Raw genomic sequence first — 25,986 nt, forward strand, 5'->3', positions numbered from 1 at the left:
ACCACGCCGGGTTCCTACCCGGCGTTTTCATTCACGAAGGACCGCACAATGTCGCGCTATTCGGCCACCGAAATCGAAGCAAAATGGCAAGAGGCCTGGGACAAGGCCGGGATCTTCACCGCCAAACGGACGGCGGACAAGCCGAAATACTATGTGCTTGAGATGTTCCCCTACCCGTCGGGGCGAATCCATATGGGGCATGTGCGCAACTATACGATGGGCGACGTCATCGCGCGGCACAAGCTGGCCACCGGGCACAATGTTCTGCACCCAATGGGCTGGGACGCGTTCGGGATGCCGGCGGAAAACGCTGCCATGGCGATTGGCGGCCACCCCAAGGAATGGACTTACGGCAATATCGCCGACATGCGCGCCCAGATGAAGCCGCTGGGCCTGTCGATCGACTGGTCCCGTGAATTCGCCACATGTGACCCGGAATATTATGGCCAGCAGCAGGCGCTGTTCCTCGACATGCTCGAGGCCGGGCTGGTCTATCGCAAGAATGCCGTGGTGAACTGGGATCCGGTCGACATGACCGTTTTGGCCAATGAACAGGTGGAAAACGGGCGCGGATGGCGCTCGGGCGCGCTGGTGGAACGGCGCGAGCTGACGCAGTGGTTCTTCAAGATCTCGGATTTCGCCGAAGAGCTGCTCGAGGCGCTGGATACGCTCGAGAACTGGCCCGCCAAGGTGCGGCTGATGCAGGAAAACTGGATCGGCAAGTCGCGCGGCCTGCAATTCGGGTTCGAGCGCACCGATGGTGGGGAACCGATAACTGTCTACACGACGCGGCCCGACACGCTGCTGGGTGCGTCCTTCGTGGGGATCTCGCCCGATCACCCGATCGCCAAACAGCTTGAGGCCGAAATCCCGGAAGTCGCTGAATTCGTTGCGGAATGCCGCAAGGGCGGCACCACGGAAGAGGCCATCGAAACTGGCGAGAAGCTGGGTTTCGACACCGGCATCCGCGTCAAGCACCCGCTGGACCCGAACTGGGAACTGCCGGTCTGGATCGCCAATTTCATCCTGATGGACTATGGCACCGGCGCGATTTTTGCCTGCCCGGCCCATGACCAGCGCGACCTTGATTTCTGCCGCAAATACGACCTGCCGGTGATCGATACGTTCTTTGCGCTGGACGACGACACACCGGTCGACAAGATCGCCTTTGTCCCGCCAAAGACCGAGAAAGTCCGTTGGGTGAACCATTTCGCGGGCCTGACCGAAGCAACCGGCGAAGAGGCGATCAACACCACCATCGATTTCGCCGAAAAAGCCGGTTGGGGCGAAGGGGTCACGAAATATCGCCTGCGGGACTGGGGCCTCAGCCGCCAGCGCTATTGGGGCTGCCCGATTCCTGTCGTTCACTGCGACAGCTGTGGTGTGGTCCCTGAAAAGAAAGAGAACCTTCCGGTTCGCCTGCCCGATGATGTCACCTTCGACAAACCGGGAAATCCGCTGGATCGCCACCCGACCTGGCGCGACTGCGCCTGCCCGAATTGTGGCGCCCCTGCCAAACGCGAGACCGACACGATGGACACATTCGTGGATTCGTCATGGTATTTCGCCCGATTCACCGCTCCGCGCGCGGAAACACCCACCGATCTGGCCGAGGCGGAATATTGGATGAATGTAGACCAGTATATCGGCGGTATCGAACACGCGATTCTGCACCTGCTGTATTCGCGGTTCTTCGCCCGCGCGATGAACATCACCGGGCATTTGCCGGACAAAGCCATCGAACCCTTCGACGCGCTGTTCACCCAAGGCATGGTGACGCACGAGATCTACCAGACCCGCGATGCCAACGGTCGCCCGGTCTATCACCTGCCCGAGGAGGTCACAGACGGAAAACTGGCCGACGGCACAGAGGTCGAGATCATCCCATCGGCCAAAATGTCAAAGTCCAAGAAGAACGTTGTCGACCCGGTCAGCATCATCTCGGCCTTCGGCGCCGACACAGCCCGCTGGTTCGTGCTGTCCGATTCGCCGCCCGAACGGGACGTGGAATGGACGGCTGCGGGGGCCGAGGCCGCGTACAAGCATCTCAACCGTGTCTGGACTCTCTGCGACAAGATCGGTGCCATGGACCCGAACGCCACGGGCGAAGGCGATGAGGAGCTGCTGCGCGAGATGCACAAAACCATCCGCGACGTGACATTGGGTGTTGAAAGCTTTGGCTTCAACGCGGCCATCGCCAAGCTTTATGCCTTCACCAACACGCTGGCGAAATCCAAGGCAGGTGCTGCGGCCCAAAAGCAGGCCATCAAAACGCTGGCACAGCTGATGTCGCCGATGACACCGCATCTGGCGGAAGATATTTGGGCCCATCAGGGCGGCGAAGGCCTTGTTGCCGTTGCGCCATGGCCCGTCGCCGACGAGGCGATGCTGGTTGATGACACCGTCACCTTGCCGATTCAGATCAACGGCAAGCGTCGCGCGGAAATCAGCGTGGCCAAGGATCTGGACAAAGCCGAGGTTGAAAAAATTGCGCTCAGCACCGAAGCTGTTCAAAAGGCGCTGGAAGGGAATGCGCCGAAGAAAGTGATCGTCGTTCCAGGCCGGATTGTGAATGTTGTCGTTTGATCGCAGAACGTTTTTGCTGATGCCGCTGGCGCTGGCCGCCTGCGGCTTTGAGCCCGTCTATGCACCTGGCGGATCGGGTTCGGCCTTGTATGGCCGCGTCGAGGTGTCGGCGCCCAACACCGTGGAAAGCTATTTGTTGGTCCAAAATCTGGAACAGCAACTGGGGCGAAGCGCCGGGTCGGTGAACGATTACAAGCTGGATGTTCAGGTTTCGACCGTAACGCGTGGCGCAGCAATCACCACCACAAACGAAACGCAGCGCTACACCATCGACGGAAGCGCACAATACAACCTGCGGTCCAACGCAACCGGTCAGATCATCGCCTCGGGCTCGGTGGCGGATTTTGTGTCATATTCTGCCGCAGGATCGACCGTTTCCACATTGGCGGATGAGCGCGATGCCAAGAGACGGCTGATGATGATTCTGTCGGGTCAGATCATGAACCGACTTTACGCCACACCGGATCTGGCCGCATGAAGCTGAGCCCGCGCGAGGCTGAGGGGTATTTTGCCAAGCCGGACGCGGACAAGACCGGGCTGCTTATCTATGGCGCGGATGCGATGCGGGTTGCGCTCAAGCGGCAACAGGTGCTGGCCGCTCTGCTTGGCCCCCAAGCCGAAGAAGAAATGCGCATGACCCGCATGCCCGGTGGCGATCTGCGTGGTGATCCCGCCCTGCTGCTGGACGCGGTCAAGGCGGTCGGCTTCTTTCCCGGTCCACGTGCCGTTTTCGTGGAAGACGCAACCGAAACCGCGGCGTCGGCAATTCTGGCCGCGCTCGAAGATTGGGCCCCCGGAGACGCCCAGATCATCGTGACCGCGGGGCAATTGAAACCCAGCTCGAAGATCCGCAAGGCGTTCGAAGGCCACCCTGCCGCCTATGCCGTCGGCATTTATGACGACCCTCCCTCACGCGCCGAAGTGGAACGGGTTCTTGCCGAGTCGGGTATGAAAAACGTGCCCCGTGATGTCATGTCTGCAATCAGCGAATTGGCAGTAAGCCTCAGCCCCGGTGATTTCGCCCAAACGATTGAAAAACTGTCTCTTTACAAACGCGGTGACAGCACTGATTTGACAATCGAAGATATCGAGGCCTGCGCTCCGCGCTCGACCGAGGCGGCGCTGGATGATGTTCTCAACGTCGTTGCCGAGGGCCGCGCCGGTGAGATCGGGCCGCTGATCCGGAGGTTGCAGGCGCAGGGCACCAACGGCGTGACTCTGTGCATCGGAGCAATGCGGCATTTTCGGACACTCTATGCCTGCGCGTCCGATCCCGGTGGTGCTGCGCAGGGCATCGGCAAGCTGCGTCCGCCGGTTTACGGCAAGCGGCGTGACCGTATCCTGCGACAGGCACAAGGTTGGGGGGCGGCCAAGCTGCAAACCGCGCTGACGGTTCTGACGGATACGGATTTGGCGCTGCGCTCTGCCGGGCAGACAGCCCCTGCCATGGCGCTGGTGGAACGCGCGATGATCCGTTTGGCGATGTTGGCGCGATCCCGCTAACTCACTTGGCCGTTTCAAGCCAATCTGCGGCGGCCTGACCGGCCCAGCGCCCGGTCGCCAAGCAAGCCGTGAGCAGATATCCCCCGGTTGCGGCTTCCCAATCCAGCATTTCACCGGCGCAGAACACACCCGGCAGGGACGTCAGCATCAGCCCGTCATCCAGCTCTGTCCGTTTCACACCACCTGCGGTCGAAATGGCTTCGTCCATCGGGCGAAGTCCGGCATGCCGGATTGGCAGCTTTTTCAACATGCTCACTTGCACGGATTGAGAATGGCCGCCGTGTTTGGTCATTTCATGAAACAGGGCGATTTTCTGAGCGGACAGGTTCAGCGACTTTCTCATCCACTGGGACAGCGTTGTTTTCGACCGTTTCGCAGAAAACCGCGCCAGCAGAGCCTGTTGGTCCAGATCAGGCTTCAGATCAGCAAACAATGGCTGCCCCGCGCGCAAGGCCGGTGTCAGCGAATACAGCCCGCCCCCTTCCAGACCGGTTCTGGAAATCGCTGCCTCTCCTCGGCTCTCCAGGTCACCTGCCATCCATCGGACCGATTTCAATGCGGCCCCGAAATGAGGCTGCATATGTGGGCTCCAATCAACGGAAATGGCTGAGTTTGCAGGTTCGAACGGAGCCAGCGCCACGCCTTTTCCGGCCAATATCTGCGCCCAGTGACCGTCCGAGCCAAGGCGGGCCCAGCTTGCGCCGCCCAGTGCCAGCACGGTGACATCCGCTGAGATACTGCGCCGCCCGTCCGGGGTGTCAAACACCAGCTCTTCACCGTTCCAGCCGGTCCAACGCCAGCGGGTCCTGACCTCGACCCCGGCCTTGCCCAACCGTGCCAGCCAGGCCCGCAACAAAGGCGAGGCCTTCATGGATTCAGGAAACACGCGCCCCGTCGAGCCGACAAACAGCGTCTGACCCAGATCACGCGCCCAGTGCTGCACCGCCTCGGCATCAAAGTCAGTCATGATCGGGCGCAACCAATCCGCCGCTTCACCATAGGCACGGATCAGGTCATCAAGCGGCTCGTCCTTGGTCAGGTTCAGCCCCGATTTCCCGGCCATCAGAAATTTGCGCGCGATCGAAGGTTTGGCCTCGGCCACCCATACCGAATGCCCGGCTGCGGCCAGCTGTTCGGCCGCCATCAACCCGGCGGGGCCTGCTCCGATCACCATTGCCTGCGCCATTCGCACCCTCTTGCCTTCGCCCGTCACAGGCGCAAGTTTCACATCATCATGACGAACAGCGATCCGATCTGCCCGCTTTGCGACCGCCCGATCCCCGACGGGGGTGGCAGCCTGCATCATCTGATCCCAAAACTCAAAGGAGGCAAGGGCGGACCGACCGTTCTGCTGCATCAGATCTGTCACAAAGAGGTGCACGCCACCCTGACCGAGGCCGAACTGGCACGCAGTTTCAACACGGTCGAGGCCCTGCGTGCGCATCCAAGGCTCGAGAAATTTCTGATCTGGGTCCGCAAACGCCCACCCGGGTTTCGTTCGAAAATTCCGGGCAAGCGGCGCGGGCGGTGATCAGCCCGGCAGGATCGGGTCGCCGAAAGTATCTGTCAGGGGCTCGGACAGGCCTTCGATCTCGATACCCTGAAAGTCCGGTACATGCGCGAATTGTGCGCCCGCAACATGCTGGAATTCCAACGTCGTATAGGCGCGTTTCCACAGCCATTCGCGGTTTTCAACAGCCCAAAGATCAGGATTGGGAGGGGTTTCGTCCGTAAAGGCATAGAAATGCAGGTCAAAGCCGCAAGGGGCGACCTCCTGCATCGACAGCAACGACATGCCCCGGGCGCGCCAGAACGCGTCTTCGGCGGCAATATCGCCGGTTCGAAGGGTAATCTGACCGATCCGAGCCCGCGCGAAGGGCGCGTCGGGGTCCGCCGCATGCGGCGGTCGGTTGCCTTCGAAATCATGTTGCAGCAGCTCGATGACGAACCCTTCGGGATCCGCAAGATGGCACATGTAGCCGATGTCCAGAAACTGGTTCGGCGTGCTCACTGGAACGTCAAACCTGCGCAGATGAGCCGCGGCAAGATCGACATCCGGCACAGTGATTCCTATCTTCCAGTACCGCTGCCCCCTGTCATGGGTGTATCCTCCTCCACCCGGCAGCAACAAAATGTCTGCGTCTGCGCCGTCATAGCCGACACGGTGGCCGGTTTCTGCTTGGCCAACGTACATGCCCAAAACGTCGCGATAAAACGCGGCCAGCCGATCCGGGTCAGCGACCCGCAGGCGCAGTGCAGACAGCCTCATGAACACAACCTTGCGATTCCCGCTGCGATCTCGGGGTCGGCATTCACGCTGTCGGCCACCAGATCGCGTGCGGTTTGCATCAGGTGATCGGGATCGACAATCCGGTCCACCAGACCAAATTCATACGCTTCCTGCGCGGTGATTTTCTGACCGGCCATGAGAATCAACTTGGCCCTGGCCGGTCCGACCAGAGCCGCCAGCCGCGCGGGGTCGGACGGTTGCGGCAGAAACCCCAGCTTCATCACCGGATAGAAGAACTTGGCCGATGGCACGGCAATGCGCAGATCACAGGCCAGCGCCATACCATTGGCCCCACCGGCCAGGGTGCCATTCAGTGCGGCGACGGTCAGACAGGGCAGCGCGGCAATGGCACCAGACAGCCTTTCCCAGACATCCGATTTGGCCAGACCGGCGCGCGCCTCGTCCAGATCTGCCCCGGCACTGAACACTTTGCCCGCGCCGGTCAGGATCAACGCCTTGGCCCCTGTCGCGGATTCGGCAATCTCGGCCAGTTCCGCCAGCATGGCCCCCGTCAGGGCGTTTGCTTTGTCAGGGTTGTTGATCGTGACGGTCCAGAGGCCGCCTTCTTTGGTCAAATCGATCATATCAGCCCGGCCCGTTTGCGAATGTCTTCAAGCCGCAGCGAAATTTCGGTGCCCAGGAACTCATCTGCATCATCGGAACACATCCACAGCAGCGCCCGTGCGGGCCAGTCTGCCGGAATGTGGGCATCCCAGTCCAGTTGACTGACGGGATTGATGCCGCTGGCCTTGATCGAACGCTGCATATCGGTGGCCACCGTCCCCGGTGAAAGACCCATGGCGCGAATACCATTATGGGCTTCTTCCAGATGCAGACATTCCGTGAGCATCTTGGCCCCGGCCTTCGAGGCGCAATAATGGCTCCAGGCTTCGACCGGGTTCGACGCCGCACCGGACGAGATCGTCAGAATGCTCCCTCCTCCCGCAGCCCGCATTACCGGCAACGCCGCGCGCATCCCATAGAAAATGCCTTTCAGGTTGATGTCGATGGCCTTGCTCCACGCCTCGGTGTCAGCATTCGAGAGATGAAAGATCGGATCGATCACGCCGGCATTGCCGATCAGAACATCCAACCCACCGAACCGGTCCACGCATGTGGCCACGGCTTGTTCCACCTGCGCGAAATCGCTGACGTCACAGGCCAGTGCGATGGCCTGATCGCCCAATGAGGCCGCCAGGGCGTCAATCTGATCCTGGCTGCGGGCCACCAATGCGACATTGGCGCCGGCTGCGGCAAAAACGCGCCCTGCCTCGGCCCCAATTCCTCGGCTAGCCCCGGTTATGAGAACAGTTTTTCCCTGCATTTGCCCTTCCTCACGCATTGCAATCTCTGCCGGCTACAGCCGTAACGCGTAAACGGGGAAAGGGTCCAGCCCTTGCCCCCTTGACGATACCCGCCACAAACCCGACCATGCGCCACAAATTGATCAAGAAGGGTTACCTTATGTCCGTTTTCCTTCGCCGCAGCTGCGGCGCTGCCCTGGCTTATGCCGTTGCTACCCAAGGGGCGTTTGCAGACCTGTCGGCCAATGATGTCTGGTCCGATTGGCAGAGCTATTTCACTTCGATGGGTTACACCATCACAGGAGACGAAAGCACCTCGGGCGACGTCACCACGATTTCAAACATGACACTTTCAGTGGTCCTGCCCGAAGAGGAAGGGCAGTTTCGGATGGTCATGCCAGAAATGACACTGACCGAAAATGGTGACGGGACCGTTACCATTGACCTGCCGGAAAGCTTTCCCATGGAAATCACCGGTCAGGCCGAAGACGAAAACTTCGCAGCCACTGTCACCTATTCCCACAGCCAACTGAACATGGTCGTTTCAGGCACACCGGACGACATGACCTATGACTACAAGGCTGACAATCTGGGGGTGAAACTGGATTCGATTGAGGTCGATGGTGAGGCTCTGCCCAATGATGTGTTTGGCATCAATGTCCAAGCAAGCGATCTGTCCGGCAGCTCGCGGATGCAGATCGGCGACAATCGGAACATCAGCCAGACGTTCAACGCAGCCACTTCAACCTATGATCTGAACTTTCAGGATCCTGAAAGCGGCGAAAACGGGTTGATCAACGGTCAACTGGATCAACTGGCATTTGAAGGCAAAAACGTGATCCCGCCGGATTTTGACTTTTCGGACCCAGAAGCCTTTTACAAGGCTGGTTTCTCGTTTGACGGCACCTTCACCTATGCCGCGGGCAGCACCGATCTGAGCGGAACCAGCGAAGGTCAGGCGTTCTCGATGAACAGCACGTCCGAAGGCGGGCGTTTTGCTGCCAGCATCGATGCAGATCGTATCGTCTATGACATTGACCAGAACAGCACGAAGATGGCCGTTACCACGGCGGGCCTGCCGTTCCCGATCGAACTTTCGATGGCCAAGGCTGGCCTGAACTTCGAATTCCCCATCCAGCAATCGGATGAAGTTCAACCTTTCGGCTTTGGGCTGAACCTGACCGATTTCACCATGTCGGACATATTGTGGGGCATTTTCGATCCTGCGGGCGCACTGCCGCGTGACCCTGCGACGATTGCGTTGGATGCGACGGGAACAGCGAAAGTGCTGATGAACATATTCGATCCTGAAATCGACGTCGAATCCGACGAAGCGCCGGGGGAACTGCACTCGTTGAAGATCAACGAACTGTTGGTTTCGCTGGTTGGCGCCAAGCTGACCGGTGACGGAGATTTTGCTTTCGACAACACCAACACCGAAGAGTTTGATGGCCTGCCCAGCCCAAGCGGCGTGGCGAACCTTCAATTGGTTGGTGCCAACCAGTTGATCGACACCCTGATCGGCATGGGAATCATCTCGGACGAAGACGCGCTGGGCGCCCGCATGATGATGGGCCTGATGGCCGTCCCGGGCGAAGAACCGGACACACTGAACTCGAAGATCGAGTTCACCGAAGACGGTCAGATCCTGGCGAATGGTCAGCGTATCAAGTGACGATCAACGGAAAGGGCCGCGCAACATGCGGCCCTTTCTCCGTCCTGCCGACCCCTGCACAAACCTCTGAAACGGCACGGGTTCACCGCGATCCTCAACATACAATCCGGTCACAGGTCTTGCGAGACGGGCAGTCCAAGGCTAGGTCCTTGGCAACCAACCCGGAGGCCTCATGACCCGCACACCAGAAGAAATCAGCCAGCACTTGCTTGACGTGGCCCGCAAGGCGGGCGCGGACGCGGCGGATGCCATCGTTCTCGACGGATCCTCTGTTTCCGTCGAAGTGCGGGGCGGCGCGCTGGAACACGCCGAACGCTCGGAAGGCACTGATTTGGGATTGCGGGTGTTTCTGGGCAAACGGTCTGCCATTGTGTCCAGTTCCGACAGCCGGCCGGAAACCCTGCGCGCCATGGCGGAACGAGCGGTTGCGATGGCCAAGGAAGCCCCCGAAGACCCGTTTTCCGGGCTGGCTGACCCGGACCAGCTGGTCACAGACTGGAACACAGAGTCACTGGAATTGACAGACCCTGCCCCGGCCCCGTCCGCCGAAGCCCTAATGCAGGATGCTCTGAGGGCCGAGGCCGCAGCGCTGGCCGTTACCGGCGTTACCCAGGTGTCAGATGCGGCCGCAAGCTATGGAACCCACCATGTGCATCTGGCCGCGACAAACGGGTTCACCGGCGGATATGAACGCAGTAGCCGGTCGATATCCTGTGTTGCGATCTCGGGAGAAGGCACCGGGATGGAGCGGGACTATGACGGCGACAGCCGGACGTTCCAATCCGACCTGCGCAGCGCAGATGAGATCGGGCGCACAGCAGGCGAACGCGCCGTGCAACTGGTTGGTGCGCGCAAACCTGAAACGGGTCGCTTTCCCGTGCTCTTTGACGAACGAATCTCATCTTCGCTCATCGGCCACCTTCTGGCCGCCAGCAATGGTGCAGCAATCGCGCGGGGCGCATCCTGGCTCAAGGATTGTCTGGGGCAGGACGTTCTGCCCGCACACCTTTCTCTGATCGAAGACCCGCATCGGCCACGTATCTCGGGCTCGCGTCCTTTTGACGCCGAGGGTTTGCCGACACGACGCCGGGCAATCGTGGAAAACGGCATCCTGACCGGGTGGACGCTGGACCTGTCAAGCGGGCGAAAACTGGACATGGCGTCCACGGGTAACGCCACTCGTGGGGTCTCGGGCCCGCCATCGCCCAGCAACTGGAACCTGAGCCTGACACAAGGCGACCAAAGCCGCGCCGACCTGCTGCGCGAGATGGGGACCGGGTTGCTGGTCACGTCCATGATCGGATCGACGGTCAACCCCAATACCGGTGACTATTCAAGGGGTGCATCGGGCTTCTGGGTCGAGAATGGCGAGATCACGCATCCGGTCAATGAATGCACCATCGCGGGCAATCTGCGGGACATGCTGCGCCGGATCATCCCGGCGAACGATGCCCGCCCCTATCTGTCGCGCGTGGTTCCGTCGCTTCTGATCGAAGGAATGACACTTGCCGGCAACTGACCTGCCCCTGCTGATCGAAGCGGCACTGGAGGCCGGCAAGATCGCCACGCGCTATTCCGGCACGCAAGCACAGCGCTGGGACAAACCCGATGGCGCCGGGCCAGTGACCGAAGCGGATCTTGCCGTGAACACGATGCTGGAGGAACGGTTGTGTTCAGCACGGCCGGGCTATGGCTGGCTCAGCGAGGAATCCGAAGACTCACCCGACCGGCTGGACCGCAGCAACACTTTCATCATCGATCCGATCGACGGCACCCGAAGCTTTGCAGAAGGCGCGCGCACCTGGGCGCATTCCATGGCCGTCGCCGACAACGGCGTGGTGACGGCGGCGGTCATCTACCTGCCGATGCGGGATTTGCTGTACACGGCGGCACAGGGTCAGGGCGCGACTCTCAATGGCGAAACGATCACGACCTCGGACACCCCAGAGCTTTTGCAATCAGAAATTCTGGCTGCCAAGCCAAACCTTGACGCACGGCATTGGCGCCACGCGCAGGCACCAGAGTTCGAACGCGCCTACCGCCCGTCGCTTGCCTATCGCATGGCTTTGGTTGCGCAGGGGCGGTTCGATGCCATGCTGACCCTGCGCCCCAGTTGGGAATGGGATATTGCCGCAGGCGACCTGATCATTCGAGAGGCCGGCGGAATCTGTTCGGACCGTACGGGGCAACGGCTGATCTTCAACAATGCGCACCCCAGGCTGAACGGCGTGATCGCCGCCAGCGCCTCGATTCATCAGCAACTGTCCGCACTGCTGGACCCGGCCGGGCCGGGAATCGGAACATGAGCAAACCGCGCTCACTCAGCCTGGCCGCCTACAGGGTGTTGTCATGGGGGATGCGCAACCGGGTTGCGCCGCAATCCAACATGCCGCGCCCCGAAGGTGAGTTGCTGTGGATCCATGTTGCCACCCCGGATCGGCTGCGGGCTGTGACCGACTTCTGTCGTCGGCTGTCGCAGGTCAGGGCCAAGTTGAATTTCCTGCTGACAGCACCCCCAAATGAGGATTTGTCCAACTGGCCGGACAGCAAGTTCCCCTTGATCAACCTGCCACAGGAACAGAGTGGAGCAGCCCGCGAGTTTATCGAATACTGGCGTCCGAACATGGGGTTGTGGGTCGGTGGGGATCTGATGCCCAACATTGTCACGCGCGCTGACGAACAGGCGATCCCGCTGGTCCTGTTCGACGCTCAATTCAGCGTCACACTGTCCCGAAACGCCCGTTGGCTGCCGGACATCACACGGGTGACCTTTGACTGTTTCCGCAAGATTCTCACGCCATCTGCCGAGACGGCTCGACAGATCCGCCGTCTCGGTGTTCTATCCGATAAAGTCGCGGAATCACCGCCTTTGCGGATCAGCCCCGACCCCCGGCCCTGGCCGGAAGACGAGCTTATCGAGACCACTCATACGCTTGCCGGGCGCCCGGTTTGGTTGGCGGCATGGGTTCAGGACAAGGAGTTTATCTCGGTCCTGACAGCCCACCGTCAGGCTCTGCGGATGCTGCATCGGCTGGTTCTGGTGCTGCACGTGGCAAACGAGCCGGAAGTCACGCCGCTGAGGCGGCGGCTGGAGTCTATGGACCTGCGCTGCGTCAGCTGGGATGAAGGGGACATGATCGAAGATACCACTCAGGTCGTCCTGACATCGGACCCCGAAAACCTGGGCCTGTGGCATCGCATGGCAGCAGTGACATTCATGGGCAGCTCGCTGGAACGCGGCGCGGGCGGTCAGGACCCGTCCGAAGCAATCGCGCTGGGGTCTGCGATCATGTTCGGACCATATGTGCACCGCCATCAGGAATTCTATTCCAGCCTGCAACAGGTGAACGCCGCCAAAGAGGTAAAAACGGCAACCGAACTGGGCGACGCCGTTGTGCAGCTTCTGGCCCCGGATCAAGCTGCCGACATGGCGCTGGCGGGGTGGCAGTTGTTGACCGAAGGCGCACCACAGGCTGACGCCCTGATCGAATTGGTGCAGGATATTCTGGATCAGCGGAGTGCGGATCATGCGGGCACCTGATTTCTGGAACACGCCCCCGGACCAACCGGATCCGAGGGCGCGTCTGCTGGCACCGTTGGGGCGCCTATATGCAGCGGCAACCGCCCGAAGGATCGCCTCGGAATCCGGCGAAAAGCCGGGTGTGCCCGTGATCTGTGTCGGCAACCTAAACGCTGGTGGAACCGGTAAAACACCAACGGTGATCTGGACTCTTGAACAGCTTAGGGGCGCATGGCACGAACCACATGTCGTCACGCGGGGGCACGGAGGCTCTTTGGAGGGGCCGGTGCAAGTTGATCCGGCCAAGCACACTGCTGCCGAAGTTGGGGACGAGCCGCTGCTTCTGGCGATGTTTGCCGAAGTCTGGGTTGCCAAGGACAGGGCAGCGGGCGCGCGGGCCGCCGCGGCTGCGGGTGCCACGGTAATCGTTCTGGATGACGGTTTTCAGAACCCCTCGGTGGCCAAGGATTTCTCGATCATTGTTGTCGATGCTCAACGCGGGTTCGGAAACGGCTTGTGCCTGCCTGCCGGTCCGCTGCGGGAACCGGTCGACATCGGGTTGAAACGGGCCGACCTTGTGTTGTCTCTGGGCGATGAGGCTGCACAACAGGCTTTCACCGGTCAGTGGGGCGACAAGTTGTCCGTTCCCCATGTCACCGGTGCAATCGAACCCCTGCAAACCGGCATGGACTGGACCGGGACACGCGCTTTGGCATTTGCCGGTATCGGCCACCCCGAGAAGTTCTTCAGAACCCTGCGGCAGCTGGGCGTAGACTTGGTCCGCGCCGAAGCTCTGGACGATCACCAGCCCCTGACTCAGGCCCTGATGACCCGACTGGAAAACGAGGCGCGCCAGCTGGGTGCTCAGATGATCACAACCGAAAAAGACGCCGTACGCCTGCCTCCGGCGTTTCGGAGCAAAGTGATCACTCTGCCGGTTCGTTTGCAAGTCGGTGAAACTGACAAGGTCCGCGACATGCTGCTGAACGCAGCACCTGCACCAAAATAGGTCCGGTCGGCCCAGACAGGGCCAACCGGAAAAGGGTGGTTAGCCACCCAATTCGTCTTCGATCAACTTTTTGAAGTCCGCGTAGGACTGGTTGTCGACTTTCTTGCCGTTCACAAGGAACGACGGAGTCGCCTGGATGCCATCACGTTCGGCGTTTTCCTGATACCACGCAGCCAATGTCCGCGCCTTGGTGCCATCTTGCAGGCAAGCCTCAAGCTGGTCGCCATCGATACCGGCCAGACGACCGATCTTACGCAGCTCGTCCACGATCTCGGCCGGACCACCAGCACGTGACCATTCGGCTTGCCCTTCGTAGATCAGGTCGGTGATACCGAAGAACTTTTCCGGGCCGGCGCAGCGGGCCACCATCGATGCCCAAAGGCCGTAGCGGTCAAAATAGACTTCGCGGTAAATAAACTTGACCTTGCCGGTGTCGATGAAGTCTTTCTTGATCTGCTTGTAGGCACCCTGATGGAAACTCGCACAATGCGGGCAGGTATAGGATGCATATTCGATGATCTCGACCGGCGCATCCTCAGCGCCCTGCACCATATCGACGATCGTCGAAGTATCCAGGTCTGCCTCCTGCGCTTCGGCAGCACTGACCAGCGGAAGGGTGACGTTGGTGTTCGACTGTGTCAGCCAATAGCCGCCAGCGGCTACGGCGACAGCCGCACAGATTACGGTTGCAATACGGCTCATTCTCAGCCCTTTCTCAGCGTTTCTGTTTGGATAAAACGTTGCGCCCGAGACGTTCAAGAGCCGCGCGCAAATCTTCATCATTTACATTGCGTGACACTTTGTCAGCCTCGGCGGCAATGTCAGGCGCAATCTGGGGTTTGGTTTGCTTCGGCTTGTGGTCGAAACTGGCCTGCCCCTCGGCAAATCCGGTCGGAGCGGTCTGGGTAATGCGGACGCGGCTGATGGCGTTGTAGCCATAGACCGCATTCACCTTCCCGCGCAGCTGTTCCTTCTGCATTTCCAGCATCGGAGCTTGTGGCCCGGTGGTCAGAACGGTCAGGGTCGCACCAAAACCGCCCTTGCCATAACCCACTTTGACCGGGCGTGCGATGGCGGCGATTTCCTGGCCGACGATCTCGGCCCAATGGGTCAAAAGCCGCGACACGGCAAACCCCCGGCTTTCCCCGGCGCGCCTGATCTGATCGTTCAGCACGGACGCGGTGCGTTTGAACCCACGGGTCGAAGAACGTCTGCGTTGCATCTGGTTTCCAGCTCCTACACCTCTATTGTACTGAGCAGGGCACCGGGTGCCAGAGAAACCCGACAGGGAGATGGATAAAACTTGCGTGACTCTGCTGAATTGACCGTCAGTGATGCGTTGCTGGAGTGGTACGACCGCCACGCCCGCGAAATGCCATGGCGCACGGGTCCGGCGGATCGCGCCGCCGGCATACGCCCCGATCCCTATCGGGTCTGGTTGTCCGAAGTGATGCTACAGCAAACAACAGTTGCCGCCGTTCGTGACTATTTCCTGCGTTTCACCACCCGTTGGCCCACAGTTCAGGCCCTGGCCGCCGCACCGGACGAACAGGTCATGGGGGAATGGGCCGGGCTTGGCTATTACGCTCGCGCCCGCAATCTGTTGAAATGCGCGCGCGCTGTCACGCAGGACTGCGATGGCCGGTTTCCCGACAGCTTTGACGCCCTGCTGAAGCTACCCGGCATTGGCCCCTATACTGCGGCTGCGATCTCGGCCATTGCATTCGATCAGCCCGAAACCGTGCTGGACGGAAACGTCGAGCGTGTCATGGCCCGGCTCCACGACATTCACGACCCGTTACCCGGCTCCAAACCCCTGCTGAAGGAAAAGGCGTCAGCCCTGACCCCGGCCGCACGCCCCGGCGATTACGCGCAGGCGGTCATGGATTTGGGGGCCACCATCTGTACGCCGAAGTCGCCGACATGTGGCATCTGCCCCCTGCGTGACCCCTGTCTGAGCCGCGTCGCAGGCACCCAAGCCGACCTGCCAAGAAAAACACCCAAAAAACCCAAGCCAACCCGCTATGGGCACGTGTATGTCGCGCGTATGGCAGACGGTGCCATGGTGCTGGAACGCCGACCTGACAAAGGCCTGCTGGGCGGAATGCTGGGCTGGCCCGGATCAGAGTGGAACGATGCCCCGACCGAACGTGCCCCGTTCCCTGCGAATTGGAAGATGTTGCCGGGCGAAGTGCGCCATACATTTACACATTTCCACCTGATTTTGCGGATCTGGACCACGGATGCCGCTGATCACGACGTACCCGAACATCTGACGGTCGTCGACAAGCACAGCTTCAGGCCCGGCGACCTGCCAACCGTGATGCGTAAGGCCTATGACCTTTGGAAAGGACAATAAGTCCGCTGTGCAAGTCTTCGGGCCATGTCTAGGGTATGTCCAAAAAGTCGGAGCAGAAAAGATGATCGCAACTGGCACATTGTCCCGCTGGCAATCTGCATCCCCTTTCTGGGTGTCGCTGCTGCTGATCCCGCTGGTCTGGTTTTCAGCTGCTACCGGTGGATGGTCACTGCTGCTGGTTCCTGCCGCAACCTGGTGGGCTTTTGCAGTGCTGGACCGGATCACCGGGCTCAACACTCAAAACGCCGACCCCGAGACGCCGGACACGGCGCTGCAATGGTACATATTGCTGACAAAACTCTGGGTCCCGATCCAGTTCGTCACCCTTTTTGGTCTGATCTGGTACGCAACCCACAACACCCATCTGTCAACGCTAGAGAAAATCGGCCTGTTCTTTGGCATGGGCGTCATTTCGGGCACGATTGGGATCAACTACAGCCACGAGTTGATGCACCAGAAAAGCCGCTTGGAACGCTGGTTGGGTGACATTCTTCTTGCCATGGTGCTGTATTCTCATTTTCGGTCCGAGCATTTGTTGGTCCATCACCGCCATGTTGGAACCCCGCGCGATCCGGTGACGGCGCGCTACAACGAAGGGTTTCATCGCTTCTATCCCCGCGTTCTGTGGCAATGCTGGGTTTCGGCCTTCAGCGCCGAGCGCGACAAGCTGGCCCGCAAAGACCGACCATGGACAGATCGCTCAAACCCTTTCTGGCGGTACTGGGCGCTGCAAGGTGGGATGCTGGCACTGGCTGGCCTGATCGGAGGATGGTCCGGCGTTGCGCTGTTTGTGCTACAGGCTGGCGTCGCGATCTGGCAGCTCGAGCTGGTCAACTACGTGGAGCATTACGGCCTGACCCGAAAACACCTGGGCGACGGACGGTACGAGCATGTATTGCCACGCCATTCGTGGAATGCCTCGCAGAAAGCGTCGAACTGGTTGCTGATCAATCTTCAGCGCCATTCGGACCACCATTACAAACCCAACCGCCGGTTTCCGCTGCTGCAACATCACGCGTCGGACACAGCTCCGCAATTGCCTTATGGCTATCCCGTCATGACCGTGGCCGCGATGATCCCTCCGCTGTGGCGGCGGGTCATGAACCCGCGCGTTCGCGCGTGGCGACGCCACTATTATCCCGAGATCACCGACTGGCACCCCTACAACAAATCTCTGAACCCCATGCCCAAAGCGTGACCGCAGCGCGCACAGGCGCGCTGCTTGGCCCAACTGTCAGCACTGCATCTGCGATGCTGTTCTGACGGGCGGGAGGCCCTCAGCTTTTCATCACCCAGACATCCATCGGCGCCTCGACCCCTCGCACGGATTGGTCGCGACAGGCAACAAAACCGGCCATGGCCTCCGACATCGACGGGTTTTCTTCCGCAACCCGCAGGCGCACGGCATCACTGACAATGACACGCGCCTTGAAATCACGCGTGAGCGCTTCAAGCTTGGCAGCCACATTGACCGCATCGCCAATCACCGCGAATTCCAACCGGTTGGCACCGATATCCCCAAGTACGACCGAGCCGGAATGCACCCCAACGCCGACATGGATTTCGGGCTCTCCAACCCTGCGACGTTCCAGATTCCAACGGTCGATCGCGCCTACCATCGCACGGGCGCATTCCAGGGCATTGCTCGCGTCCAGAGGCGTTGGCACCGGCGTGCCGAAGGTCGCCATCAAACCGTCGCCCAGATACTTGTCCAATGTCCCGTGGTGCCGGAATACTTCGGTTTCCATACGGGCATGGAACCCGCGCAGCACCTCGATCACTTCATAGGGGTCCCGCCCGGCAGCGTATTTGGTGAACCCGACGATATCGATGAACAGAACGGCCACATCCGCTTTGCGGACTTGTTTCAGCGGTTCATCGTTCTGGCTCAACTCATCTACCACATTGGGCGAGAAATACCGTGACAGATTGGCCCGTTCCCGTTCCAGCCCCGCGTTGTTCATCAACAATTGATTGAGTCGCCGCATCGAGATGCCCAGCGTTACTGCAACCATCATGAACACGATCACCTGCTGAATACGTTGAGGTATCATGAAACTGTTGGGATCCAGCAGCTCGGCAACATCCGGATAGCCCTGCAAGGCCTCTGCAACCTTTTCGCTGATCTCCGGAATAGGCGTGGCCACCCACCAGGCGACGATCCAACCGATCGTCCACATCATTGCCGTCCACGAACCGATGGCAATCACCGTACGCCAGGAATAGGCCAGGGTTCCAGCCGCCAGAATGACGAAAAAATACTGAAAGTTGTCAAACCGATATTGCATGGCCAGCGGCCGGACATCATCGCTGAACGGGTTGGGTACGATCATCCCCAGGGTCATGATCAACAGATCAACAAAGATCAAAAGAAGCTCGACCCGGGATTGCCCCACCCGGCCCGCGCTGCGGATCAGCCATCCATTGGCGCAGATCAGCAGCAGGATGAAATGATACCACAGCACATCCCATTGCGGGTTCAGAAAAATAAGCAGAGCCCCGGTCAGGGCCATGGCCACCCAGCGCGCGCGTACAGCCAGTTCAAGCCCTTCGCGCTTGTGCCGCTCCAACGCGGCCTCGGTGTATTTGTTGTCCAGATCGAAAGTGTCAGGTTCCGTGAAAAACAGGCTGCGGCGGGGCTGCGCGGTTGTCTCGGTCATGGCCGTGATCTTTCTTGCAGTGTCAGGGTCATCTTCATGCAATCACTGTTGGTCCAAAAACAAAAGACCCCGCCGTAGGATCGGCGGGGCAAGGCGTAGTGCCTTGTGTCAGGCCACAGGCACCGGCGGTGTTCTTGAAATCAGTTCATCTCGGCCCGGATCTGCTGGCGCAGAACGTCGATCGGAACCGTTTTGCCGTCACGCTTGAAGCACCAATAGGTCCAGCCATTGCAGGACGGCGCATTTTCCAGATGAGCGCCCACCTGATGGATCGAGCCTTTGACGTTGTCGCCGACCAGCGTGCCATCGGCGCGAACCTTGGCCTTGTGGCGCTGGTTCATGGAATAGAGCTCTTCGCCCGGGCGCAGCATGCCGCGCTCGACCAGCTGCCCGAACGGAACACGCGGCTCGGCACGTTTGCTGGCGCTGACTTCCAGAGCCTCACGGTCGAACTTGCGCACCTTGGCGATGCGTTTCTCGGCCACCTTGCGATAGCATTCCTCGCGTTCGATACCAATGAATTCGCGGCCCAGCATCTTGGCTACCGCACCCGTGGTGCCGGTGCCGAAGAACGGATCAAGCACCACGTCGCCGGGATTTGTCGAACCGATCAGAACCCGGTGCAGCAGAGACTCGGGCTTTTGCGTCGGGTGCGCCTTGTCGCCGTTTTCATCCTTCAGACGTTCATGCCCGGTGCAGATCGGCAGCACCCAGTCGCTGCGCATTTGCACGCCTTCGTTCAGGGCCTTCAGCGCCTCATAGTTGAAGGTGTATTTGGCCCCTTCGCGCTTGGACGCCCAGATCATCGTCTCATGCGCGTTGGTAAAACGCTTGCCGCGGAAGTTGGGCATCGGATTGGATTTGCGCCAGACAACGTCATTCAAAATCCAGTACCCTGCATCTTGCAAGGCCGAACCCACACGAAAGATGTTGTGGTAAGAGCCAATCACCCAGATCGCGCCATTTGGCTTGAGCAGACGGCGCGCCGCCTTCAACCACGCGCGGGTGAATTCGTCATAGGCACCAAAGCTTGAAAACTGATCCCAGTGATCGTCCACCGCATCCACCTGGCTGTTATCCGGGCGATGCAGTTGGCCTTTCAACTGCAAATTATAGGGCGGATCCGCAAAAATCAGGTCAACGGATGCCTCGGGAAGACTGTTCATCACGTCGATGCAGTCCCCGGATAGAATCGTGTTTAAAGGGGGCGCTATTGCGCCCTTTTTGGTGGTTGTCGTCATATCACTGCCTCAAGTGTCCACGGCGCTTTTGCGCTCATTTGGTTGAGACAAGGATGAGTCAAAGACGAATCGGCGTCAATTTCTTTTTTGAATCAGCGGCTTACGATTTACTCTTGATACAAGATATTGTGCACCGGCTTGAACGAACGTCTATGGTGTGGGGTCACGCCAAGATTTTGCAGTGCTTCCTTGTGTTGTTTTGACGGATAACCGGCGTTGGTTTCCCATCCATATCCCGGATGCTGTTGCGCCAAATCCACCATCACCTGATCGCGCCAGTTTTTCGCAAGGATCGAGGCGGCTGCAATCGACACCGATCGGGCATCCCCCTTCACGATGGCCTGCGACGGGATTTTCAGGCCGCGTGGAATCATGTTCCCGTCGATCAGCAGGAAATCAGGGGCCGGCGACAGAGCCTCGACCGCGCGCAGCATCGCCAGATGCGATGCCCTGAGGATGTTGATCTCGTCAATCTCGGCGACCGAGGCTTCGGCCACGGCAAACTCGGCGCTGTGCCGGATCTCGGCATCCAGCGCGGCCCGACGTCTGGCCGTCAGCTTCTTGGAATCATTCAACCCTTCGGGGATGGCCTGTGGGTTCAGGATCACGGCCGCGGCGACAACTGGTCCCGCCAAAGGGCCGCGCCCGACCTCATCCACACCCGCGATGCGATAATGGCCCCGGTCCAGCAGCGCCTGCTCAAGTTCGAAGTCTGGTTTTGTCATGCCTTTGGAAAACCGCGTTTCACACAGCGCCGCAAGAAAAAAAGAGAGGGCAGCCCACACCGCCCTCTCTCACACGGCGCGTCATTGGCGCCGCTCCTGCTCAACCGTTGTTACTGATAAACGACACGGTATCCTTTCTGGCGCAGGCACGCGGGTTCGTATGCCCGCTTGACCTTTTGGCCATTCCAGAAACCGACTTTGCACTCTTGCGGCAGGCTATTGGCATGTTTGTAGTGCTTCTTGAGGCATTTAGGCCCAAGCAGCGGATGATCCTGTGAATACCCGTTGAATGTGCGCAGGCAGCGCTGCGGCAGATCGTATCGCGCCACGCGCGGCGGCAGAGGGCGCACTGGCTGCGGCGTGTAAGGTGCCGGGGTATATGTCTGATGGCGAGCCGCCCGATCCTTTTTCTTTTCCTTGTTGTAATAGTGAACCCCGGCCCCGATGATCGCGATGGCCGCCAGCCCGCCAAGAATGTCCTTTGCATCAGCAGCCCGCGCCTGAGAAGCAGAAACCCCGGTTATTGCAACCGCGGTCGCAACGATGAAAGCAATGAATTTCCTGTGCATGATGCGTGTCCTTCATAGTGTTTGGGCGACCGTGTGACGGAGCGCGTCGTGATTGCCCTGACACTGGGGGCGACCGGTTCAGACAAGCAATAACGGCCCGGTGTTATCGGATATCAGAACCCGCAAACCCCTTGGGTTATTGAATATCGCGACAACTCATGCGCAGGATGCGGCCTATGAAACAGATCCTCTCTTCTCTGACCTTTGCGGTCCTGATATCGCTTGGCACTGCTGCGTCTGCCGCGGATTGCTATGCGGATTACAAGGCCAAGAAAGACAACCCGCTGCGTTTGCATTATGGGGTCATTCAGGTCTCGAACTGCGACAAGGGCCAGGCCCATGCAGAAATCGCCCGGCGCCTGAGCGCGTCAGGTTGGACCTTGCTTGAAGTGCAGTCCGTTTTCGGGCCGGAAGGGTTGGATCAGAGGAAGGGCAATGCCGGACAATTCTATCTCCGTTTCTGATGCGCGCCGGTCTGGTGTCAGGCTGGTCGTGCTGGGCATCGCAGCCATTGTCGCCATCCTGATCACTGCCGCCGTTTTCCTGTTCTGGACCCTGCCGGACGCCAACGCATTCAACGCGCGGGTCGAGCGATTGTTTGTCGAGGCCGATCTGACCTCGCAAACTGAAATCCGGTTGCTTGAAATTCTGGCCCAGTCTGGCACCGCCTTCGCGGACACCCTGTCCAGTTATCGGATGGTGATCTATGTGCTGCTGGTTTTTGCCTGTGCGATGATGGCCTCGGCATTGGTCTTTCTGGTGATGCTGGTTCTGCTGAACCGGCGCATGGCGCAAATCGAACGCACCGGCATTCAAGTGACATCCCTGCTGATCAGCCGCGAGGAAAACACCGTCTACCTCAACAACATGGATTTCAAACTCACGCCCGCCGCCATGGAAACCCTCTCGGTTCTGGCTGAATCGCGACTGGATGACGAGGTGTTGTCCGGGGCCCAGATCGAGGCGATGATTTCCGGCCGCAATGCAGCCGATTGCGACGAAGCTGCGGGCGCGACGCGGATCAAACGGTTGCGGGATGCGCTTGGCAACCAGATGGTCAGTGAACTTCTGGTCAAGAACATCGCCAAAAAAGGCTATATGCTGTCCATCGAAAAAGACGTCATACAGATGGTCTGAGCCTTGCCGTGTGACCGTATGCGTTGGCACTTTTCCCTTCGCCGCCTCTTGGAATGTGCGATGCAAAGCCCCATTCTAGAACAACCCCAGGCAAGGGAGGTCGCATGTGAACGTCCACGCCGCACCAAAGATCAATGGGTATGGAATATCGGTTGAATCGCTGAATGGTAGAATTGCCATTTACCGAAACGATGTGCTTTTGGCTGAAAGTACAAATGCCAAGGTGATGTATGAAACGCGCCTGCCGCCCACGATCTATGTGCCCCGCGCGGATGTCTGTGTTGATCTGAGCGAAGAAACAGATCTGCAAACATTCTGCCCGTTCAAAGGCACTGCCACTTACCACGACATCAATCTGGGTTCGGAAAATCTGGCCAATTCTGTCTGGGCCTATGAAGAAGCCCTGCCTGAAAGCGCGGCCATACAAGGCTGCATAGGGTTTATGCCCGGCGCCTATACGAAAATCGATCTGGGCGAAAACCGCCTTCGCGAACCTGAAGACGGCAATATCAGCGGCCCGCTGATTGACTGGTTGATGCGTGGTGCTTCGACTGCAACAACACCCGAGAGCTTTACCAAAGCGCTGGCCGAGAAGATGCTGGAGCATGGCATCGCGATACAAAGGCTGAGCATTCTGGCCTGGTCTCTGCACCCGCTTATCGCGGGAAAGCACTATATCTGGGAAAAAGATGAAGACGAGATTCTGACCCGGGCCCCGACATACGAAATCTATGACCACCCGGCGTTCATCAACAGTCCTTTGCGGCATGTCTCGAACGGCCTGGGTGGCGTGCGGCAAAGATTGAACGATGAAAACCCGCATAACAGCTTTCCGATCATGGAAGATCTGCGGGCCAAGGGCGCAACGGATTACGTGGCCATGCCTTTGCCGTTTTCCGACGGGCGCACCAATGTTCTGACGCTGACCTGCGATCACCCGGACGGGTTCACGACCGAAAACCTGGGCCTTGTCTTTGAGTGTTCCTCTGTCATTGCCCGTTTCTACGAAGTGTTCATGCAGCGCGAAAACGCGCAGGTCCTGCTGGAAACCTATGTCGGCAAGCGCACCGGCGCGCGTGTGCTGGGTGGCGAAATCAGGCGGGGTGACGGGGATGAGATCGACGCCGCAATCATGTTCTGCGATCTCCGCAATTCAACAAGCCTGGAAGAAAAGCTGGGCCGGGGGGAATATATCAGTCTCCTGAACGAGTTCTTTGAAACAGTCTCGGGTATTGTTCACGACAATAACGGAGAAGTTCTGAAATTCATTGGCGACGCTGTGCTGGCCGTTTTCCCGGCAACGGACGAAGATGCCAGTACAGCCCGCGCCAATGCCCAGCGCTCGGCGATCAAAATCGTCGAAACTTTGGGTGAACTGCGCAAAGAAGGCACGGACGTGCATTGCGACTGTTCGATCGGCGTTGCTTATGGGCGTGTCACCTACGGCAATGTGGGGTCTCGTGAACGCCTTGACTTCACGGTTATCGGTCAGGCCGCGAACATCGCAGCGCGCCTGGGAGAATTCGGCAAGACGCAAGGGCACCGCATTGTCGTTTCAGAAGACATCGAACCGGCCTGTTCCAATGCCGTGCCGCTGGGCGACGTCAATCTGCACAATGTGTCCCGACCCGTCAGATCATATGCTTTACGAACCGCAGCCGATGAGATTCTGAACGGTTGAGGCCTTTCGTTTGCAGTTCTGAAGAAACCCGCATTGCCTTGATCAACGTGACGCCTGTGAGATCATGCTTCATCGATCACTTCGACCCGGAGGCACTCTGCTCAACCGGCCCCCAACAAGATCAATGCGGTCTGCGCCGGCGAGATCGTGTTCTGAAGTCGCGCAATCTGACTTCTGGCCAAATAGGTGTCGGTCAGTTTCTCGATGGACTTTGGGTTCGAAAACTGTGCCAGATCCTCCGAGCCGGTCAGTTTGAGCAACCTGGCCTTGAACTCGACCAGTTGTTTGTCAATGTCCAGCTGCGCAAAGGATGACGGCAGTCCAAGTGCCGTTTCCATCATGCTGCGCAAAGGGGGCAACCCCATCAGATCGAACCACTTTGTGTCTGCGCTTGAGGCCCTGTTGGCGAGATCCGAAAGTTCTCGTTGTGCATAGAGCGAAATGCGCATCGTTTCATCCGACTCGCCAACGGCAATTTCAAACCGTGCCGTCAAATTGGCCTGGGCGATTTGCCCCATGTCGGACGTCAGCGCGGTTTTTCGGACAGCACCGGGACCAAACCCAAAGGCGTCAGAAAACTCCCGGTATCGCTTGTCGGCCAATCGATTGGACAACGCGTCATCCGCCTGTGTCCCATCCTCGAGGATTTTGCGTATGAAAAACCGGTTGTCCAAATCTCCTTCCAGTCCGAACGCACCCAATGCGACCTGCAACAACCTGCGATCCGACACCAGCTGTTCGGCGGATTGGATTTTTCCGATGTTGTCCAGAAAATACTGTGTCTCTCTTTCATTCGCAGCTGACGACGAAAAACTCTGGAGCTGGCTTTCATACGTACGTTGCAAGAACCGCCAGCCCACGATTCCACCGCTTGGGATGACGGGCTGGAATGTCATTGCTGATAAGCCATCAGCCGCTCTTCGCGCGGCAGAAGCGAGCGAAGCGATTTGAGGCACTTGTAATAATGCTCTGCAACCAGGGCATCCGTGGCTTCGGCCAAAACCCGACGGCTATCTGCATCCGTAAAAACCTGGCTCAGCTCTTCCACGCGGCGCAACAGTTGCTGACGTGCCTGGCCAGGTTCGATGTCACCCGACAATACAAGCTGCGCAGCATAGCAGACGCGGCGCACCGGCGTATTCACCTCATCCGGATGAATCGCGTCCCGCAGTCGAAGAACATTCGCCTGTGGCGTCATGATCGAAAACCGGCCGCGGCGATCGCCGTTCTCAATCACGACCCCGTTGATCAGAACCCTTTCTTTCGGGGCAAGCTTTAGGACCAGTCCGCTCATCAAGTTACCCTCATCTGGCGCAATCCGCGCAATACAGCCGTGTTGATTTCCACCAGGGGTTCAACGGTTGCGCCGTCTCCTAGAACGCGGCTGCTGTGTTGTTCGGTGAATTCGGCAAGGTAGAAGATCCTGGCTCTCAGATCGTTGGGCAGGGCATTCTCGGAATCGGCAACGCCGGTTGCGAGCACCCCCCATAGCCGCCGGTTTTCGTGCACGGCCTGAACAAAGCCCGAAAAATCCGTTGCCTTTTGTGCTGTTGCTGCCTTCAGACGCCGTGTGATCCTTGAAATCGCTTCGTATTCCGTGTCTCGAGGCGTCCGAGTCGGCGCGGCTGTTTGCGCATAGGTTTGATGGGCTAGGGTTTGCGGTGTCACTTGAAATCCTTCCAAAGGGCCGTCATCAGGCAGTCATTGATGGGGCGCGAAATCCGCGC

The 25,986-nt window shown here is 59.3% G+C and carries 27 protein-coding genes; 14 read left to right on the forward strand and 13 right to left on the reverse strand.

From position 1 onward, the window contains the following. The first annotated feature begins 48 nt into the window (after nt 1-48). From leuS to holA, 3 genes are read left to right on the forward strand one after another with little or no spacing between them, the layout of a single operon-like run. Entirely contained in the window at nt 49-2,586 is a 2,538-nt protein-coding gene (gene leuS / locus NOR97_RS13565; RefSeq protein ID WP_257599424.1) for a leucine--tRNA ligase, read from the forward strand. Beyond that, entirely contained in the window at nt 2,573-3,064 is a 492-nt protein-coding gene (gene lptE / locus NOR97_RS13570; protein WP_152459267.1) for an LPS assembly lipoprotein LptE, read from the forward strand. Before leuS ends, lptE begins: the two co-directional genes overlap by 14 nt. After that, nucleotides 3,061-4,089 (forward strand): DNA polymerase III subunit delta, encoded by a 1,029-nt coding sequence (gene holA / locus NOR97_RS13575; RefSeq protein ID WP_257599425.1) that lies wholly within the window; start codon nt 3,061-3,063, stop codon nt 4,087-4,089. The genes lptE and holA overlap by 4 nt, the downstream gene beginning before the upstream one ends. Nucleotide 4,090: 1 nt before the next feature. On the opposite strand, the gene NOR97_RS13580 is transcribed toward holA, so the two are convergent. After that, nucleotides 4,091-5,275: a TIGR03862 family flavoprotein gene (locus tag NOR97_RS13580; RefSeq protein ID WP_257599426.1), complete on the reverse strand. Its 1,185-nt coding sequence runs from the start codon at nt 5,273-5,275 to the stop codon at nt 4,091-4,093. 48 nt (nt 5,276-5,323) lie between these two features. Between NOR97_RS13580 and NOR97_RS13585 the strand changes: the two genes are divergently transcribed. After that, nucleotides 5,324-5,620, forward strand: coding sequence for an HNH endonuclease (locus tag NOR97_RS13585; RefSeq protein ID WP_257599427.1), 297 nt, complete (start codon nt 5,324-5,326; stop codon nt 5,618-5,620). Here the strand turns inward: NOR97_RS13585 and NOR97_RS13590 are convergent, their stop codons facing one another. Genes NOR97_RS13590 through NOR97_RS13600 form a run of 3 tightly spaced genes read right to left on the reverse strand, consistent with a single transcriptional unit; the run spans nt 5,621 to nt 7,703 of the window. Then, on the reverse strand, nt 5,621-6,358 hold the full coding sequence (locus NOR97_RS13590) for a VOC family protein (RefSeq protein WP_257599428.1): 738 nt from the start codon (nt 6,356-6,358) through the stop codon (nt 5,621-5,623). Next, nucleotides 6,355-6,963, reverse strand: coding sequence for an enoyl-CoA hydratase/isomerase family protein (locus NOR97_RS13595; RefSeq protein ID WP_170345584.1), 609 nt, complete (start codon nt 6,961-6,963; stop codon nt 6,355-6,357). The genes NOR97_RS13590 and NOR97_RS13595 overlap by 4 nt, the downstream gene beginning before the upstream one ends. Continuing rightward, a complete protein-coding gene (locus NOR97_RS13600) occupies nt 6,960-7,703 on the reverse strand; it encodes an SDR family oxidoreductase (RefSeq protein WP_257599429.1) in 744 nt (247 codons plus the stop codon). Before NOR97_RS13600 ends, NOR97_RS13595 begins: the two co-directional genes overlap by 4 nt. Nucleotides 7,704-7,843: 140 nt before the next feature. Here NOR97_RS13600 and NOR97_RS13605 point away from each other — a divergent pair, with 140 nt between their 5' ends. The 5 genes from NOR97_RS13605 (at nt 7,844) to lpxK (ending at nt 13,887) form a co-directional block, all read left to right on the forward strand. Then, nucleotides 7,844-9,358 carry a DUF2125 domain-containing protein gene (locus NOR97_RS13605; protein WP_257599430.1) on the forward strand — a complete coding sequence of 505 codons (1,515 nt, stop codon included), beginning with the start codon at nt 7,844-7,846 and terminating at the stop codon, nt 9,356-9,358. 172 nt (nt 9,359-9,530) lie between these two features. After that, complete coding sequence (locus tag NOR97_RS13610) at nt 9,531-10,877, forward strand: TldD/PmbA family protein (protein ID WP_257599431.1); 1,347 nt, start codon at nt 9,531-9,533, stop codon at nt 10,875-10,877. Then, nucleotides 10,864-11,664, forward strand: a complete 801-nt coding sequence (locus NOR97_RS13615) for a 3'(2'),5'-bisphosphate nucleotidase CysQ (RefSeq protein ID WP_257599432.1) — start codon at nt 10,864-10,866, stop codon at nt 11,662-11,664. Before NOR97_RS13610 ends, NOR97_RS13615 begins: the two co-directional genes overlap by 14 nt. Further along, nucleotides 11,661-12,899 (forward strand): 3-deoxy-D-manno-octulosonic acid transferase, encoded by a 1,239-nt coding sequence (locus NOR97_RS13620; RefSeq protein WP_257599433.1) that lies wholly within the window; start codon nt 11,661-11,663, stop codon nt 12,897-12,899. Before NOR97_RS13615 ends, NOR97_RS13620 begins: the two co-directional genes overlap by 4 nt. Next, nucleotides 12,886-13,887 (forward strand): tetraacyldisaccharide 4'-kinase, encoded by a 1,002-nt coding sequence (gene lpxK / locus NOR97_RS13625; RefSeq protein ID WP_257599434.1) that lies wholly within the window; start codon nt 12,886-12,888, stop codon nt 13,885-13,887. Before NOR97_RS13620 ends, lpxK begins: the two co-directional genes overlap by 14 nt. 39 nt (nt 13,888-13,926) lie before the next feature. On the opposite strand, the gene NOR97_RS13630 is transcribed toward lpxK, so the two are convergent. Both NOR97_RS13630 and NOR97_RS13635 read right to left on the reverse strand, forming a co-directional pair. Further along, nucleotides 13,927-14,589, reverse strand: a complete 663-nt coding sequence (locus NOR97_RS13630; RefSeq protein ID WP_257599435.1) for a DsbA family protein — start codon at nt 14,587-14,589, stop codon at nt 13,927-13,929. 13 nt (nt 14,590-14,602) lie between these two features. Further along, nucleotides 14,603-15,109: a DUF721 domain-containing protein gene (locus NOR97_RS13635; protein WP_170345576.1), complete on the reverse strand. Its 507-nt coding sequence runs from the start codon at nt 15,107-15,109 to the stop codon at nt 14,603-14,605. An 81-nt stretch (nt 15,110-15,190) separates the two neighbouring features. Here NOR97_RS13635 and mutY point away from each other — a divergent pair, with 81 nt between their 5' ends. Next, complete coding sequence (mutY, locus tag NOR97_RS13640; protein WP_257599436.1) at nt 15,191-16,246, forward strand: A/G-specific adenine glycosylase; 1,056 nt, start codon at nt 15,191-15,193, stop codon at nt 16,244-16,246. 61 nt (nt 16,247-16,307) lie between these two features. After that, on the forward strand, nt 16,308-17,444 hold the full coding sequence (locus NOR97_RS13645; RefSeq protein WP_170345574.1) for an alkane 1-monooxygenase: 1,137 nt from the start codon (nt 16,308-16,310) through the stop codon (nt 17,442-17,444). Nucleotides 17,445-17,523: 79 nt separating this feature from the next. Here NOR97_RS13645 and NOR97_RS13650 read toward each other — a convergent pair whose 3' ends face one another. The 4 genes from NOR97_RS13650 to NOR97_RS13665 form a co-directional block, all read right to left on the reverse strand. Beyond that, nucleotides 17,524-18,906 (reverse strand): adenylate/guanylate cyclase domain-containing protein, encoded by a 1,383-nt coding sequence (locus tag NOR97_RS13650; protein ID WP_257599437.1) that lies wholly within the window; start codon nt 18,904-18,906, stop codon nt 17,524-17,526. A gap of 140 nt (nt 18,907-19,046) precedes the next feature. Further along, nucleotides 19,047-20,147, reverse strand: a complete 1,101-nt coding sequence (locus NOR97_RS13655) for a site-specific DNA-methyltransferase (protein WP_257599438.1) — start codon at nt 20,145-20,147, stop codon at nt 19,047-19,049. A 107-nt stretch (nt 20,148-20,254) separates the two neighbouring features. Beyond that, on the reverse strand, nt 20,255-20,872 hold the full coding sequence (locus tag NOR97_RS13660) for a ribonuclease HII (RefSeq protein ID WP_170345571.1): 618 nt from the start codon (nt 20,870-20,872) through the stop codon (nt 20,255-20,257). A 110-nt stretch (nt 20,873-20,982) separates the two neighbouring features. After that, nucleotides 20,983-21,441, reverse strand: a complete 459-nt coding sequence (locus NOR97_RS13665; RefSeq protein ID WP_257599439.1) for a hypothetical protein — start codon at nt 21,439-21,441, stop codon at nt 20,983-20,985. A 176-nt stretch (nt 21,442-21,617) separates the two neighbouring features. Here NOR97_RS13665 and NOR97_RS13670 point away from each other — a divergent pair, with 176 nt between their 5' ends. The 3 genes from NOR97_RS13670 to NOR97_RS13680 all read left to right on the forward strand — a co-directional run bounded on the left by NOR97_RS13670 (nt 21,618) and on the right by NOR97_RS13680 (nt 24,259). Beyond that, nucleotides 21,618-21,905: a hypothetical protein gene (locus NOR97_RS13670; RefSeq protein ID WP_257599440.1), complete on the forward strand. Its 288-nt coding sequence runs from the start codon at nt 21,618-21,620 to the stop codon at nt 21,903-21,905. Next, nucleotides 21,877-22,578 (forward strand): helix-turn-helix domain-containing protein, encoded by a 702-nt coding sequence (locus NOR97_RS13675; protein ID WP_170345568.1) that lies wholly within the window; start codon nt 21,877-21,879, stop codon nt 22,576-22,578. The genes NOR97_RS13670 and NOR97_RS13675 overlap by 29 nt, the downstream gene beginning before the upstream one ends. A 106-nt stretch (nt 22,579-22,684) precedes the next feature. Continuing rightward, nucleotides 22,685-24,259, forward strand: coding sequence for a DUF427 domain-containing protein (locus NOR97_RS13680; protein WP_170345567.1), 1,575 nt, complete (start codon nt 22,685-22,687; stop codon nt 24,257-24,259). A 101-nt stretch (nt 24,260-24,360) separates the two neighbouring features. Here NOR97_RS13680 and NOR97_RS13685 read toward each other — a convergent pair whose 3' ends face one another. From NOR97_RS13685 to flaF, 3 genes are read right to left on the reverse strand one after another with little or no spacing between them, the layout of a single operon-like run. Continuing rightward, a complete protein-coding gene (locus NOR97_RS13685; RefSeq protein WP_257599441.1) occupies nt 24,361-25,155 on the reverse strand; it encodes a DUF1217 domain-containing protein in 795 nt (264 codons plus the stop codon). Beyond that, nucleotides 25,152-25,553, reverse strand: coding sequence for a flagellar biosynthesis repressor FlbT (flbT, locus tag NOR97_RS13690; RefSeq protein WP_152459291.1), 402 nt, complete (start codon nt 25,551-25,553; stop codon nt 25,152-25,154). The genes NOR97_RS13685 and flbT overlap by 4 nt, the downstream gene beginning before the upstream one ends. Further along, nucleotides 25,553-25,927, reverse strand: coding sequence for a flagellar biosynthesis regulator FlaF (gene flaF, locus NOR97_RS13695; RefSeq protein WP_257599442.1), 375 nt, complete (start codon nt 25,925-25,927; stop codon nt 25,553-25,555). Before flaF ends, flbT begins: the two co-directional genes overlap by 1 nt. Nucleotides 25,928-25,986 lie beyond the last annotated feature (59 nt).

This window comes from Ruegeria sp. YS9 (genome assembly GCF_024628725.1).
GTDB lineage: Bacteria > Pseudomonadota > Alphaproteobacteria > Rhodobacterales > Rhodobacteraceae > Ruegeria > Ruegeria atlantica_C.

Bases quoted from the DNA above. Each gene is read 5' to 3' on its own strand.
- NOR97_RS13645 (WP_170345574.1), top strand. From the start codon at position 16,308: ATGATCGCAACTGGCACATTGTCCCGCTGGCAATCTGCATCCCCTTTC.
- NOR97_RS13605 (WP_257599430.1), top strand. From the start codon at position 7,844: ATGTCCGTTTTCCTTCGCCGCAGCTGCGGCGCTGCCCTGGCTTATGCC.
- NOR97_RS13600 (WP_257599429.1), bottom strand. From the start codon at position 7,703: ATGCAGGGAAAAACTGTTCTCATAACCGGGGCTAGCCGAGGAATTGGG.
- NOR97_RS13610 (WP_257599431.1), top strand. From the start codon at position 9,531: ATGACCCGCACACCAGAAGAAATCAGCCAGCACTTGCTTGACGTGGCC.
- NOR97_RS13595 (WP_170345584.1), bottom strand. From the start codon at position 6,963: ATGATCGATTTGACCAAAGAAGGCGGCCTCTGGACCGTCACGATCAAC.
- NOR97_RS13685 (WP_257599441.1), bottom strand. From the start codon at position 25,155: ATGACATTCCAGCCCGTCATCCCAAGCGGTGGAATCGTGGGCTGGCGG.
- leuS (WP_257599424.1), top strand. From the start codon at position 49: ATGTCGCGCTATTCGGCCACCGAAATCGAAGCAAAATGGCAAGAGGCC.
- NOR97_RS13665 (WP_257599439.1), bottom strand. From the start codon at position 21,441: ATGCACAGGAAATTCATTGCTTTCATCGTTGCGACCGCGGTTGCAATA.
- NOR97_RS13660 (WP_170345571.1), bottom strand. From the start codon at position 20,872: ATGACAAAACCAGACTTCGAACTTGAGCAGGCGCTGCTGGACCGGGGC.
- NOR97_RS13590 (WP_257599428.1), bottom strand. From the start codon at position 6,358: ATGAGGCTGTCTGCACTGCGCCTGCGGGTCGCTGACCCGGATCGGCTG.
- NOR97_RS13675 (WP_170345568.1), top strand. From the start codon at position 21,877: ATGCCGGACAATTCTATCTCCGTTTCTGATGCGCGCCGGTCTGGTGTC.
- lptE (WP_152459267.1), top strand. From the start codon at position 2,573: ATGTTGTCGTTTGATCGCAGAACGTTTTTGCTGATGCCGCTGGCGCTG.
- NOR97_RS13580 (WP_257599426.1), bottom strand. From the start codon at position 5,275: ATGGCGCAGGCAATGGTGATCGGAGCAGGCCCCGCCGGGTTGATGGCG.
- NOR97_RS13630 (WP_257599435.1), bottom strand. From the start codon at position 14,589: ATGAGCCGTATTGCAACCGTAATCTGTGCGGCTGTCGCCGTAGCCGCT.
- NOR97_RS13655 (WP_257599438.1), bottom strand. From the start codon at position 20,147: ATGACGACAACCACCAAAAAGGGCGCAATAGCGCCCCCTTTAAACACG.
- NOR97_RS13670 (WP_257599440.1), top strand. From the start codon at position 21,618: ATGAAACAGATCCTCTCTTCTCTGACCTTTGCGGTCCTGATATCGCTT.
- NOR97_RS13620 (WP_257599433.1), top strand. From the start codon at position 11,661: ATGAGCAAACCGCGCTCACTCAGCCTGGCCGCCTACAGGGTGTTGTCA.
- NOR97_RS13635 (WP_170345576.1), bottom strand. From the start codon at position 15,109: ATGCAACGCAGACGTTCTTCGACCCGTGGGTTCAAACGCACCGCGTCC.
- NOR97_RS13585 (WP_257599427.1), top strand. From the start codon at position 5,324: ATGACGAACAGCGATCCGATCTGCCCGCTTTGCGACCGCCCGATCCCC.
- holA (WP_257599425.1), top strand. From the start codon at position 3,061: ATGAAGCTGAGCCCGCGCGAGGCTGAGGGGTATTTTGCCAAGCCGGAC.
- flbT (WP_152459291.1), bottom strand. From the start codon at position 25,553: ATGAGCGGACTGGTCCTAAAGCTTGCCCCGAAAGAAAGGGTTCTGATC.
- lpxK (WP_257599434.1), top strand. From the start codon at position 12,886: ATGCGGGCACCTGATTTCTGGAACACGCCCCCGGACCAACCGGATCCG.
- NOR97_RS13650 (WP_257599437.1), bottom strand. From the start codon at position 18,906: ATGACCGAGACAACCGCGCAGCCCCGCCGCAGCCTGTTTTTCACGGAA.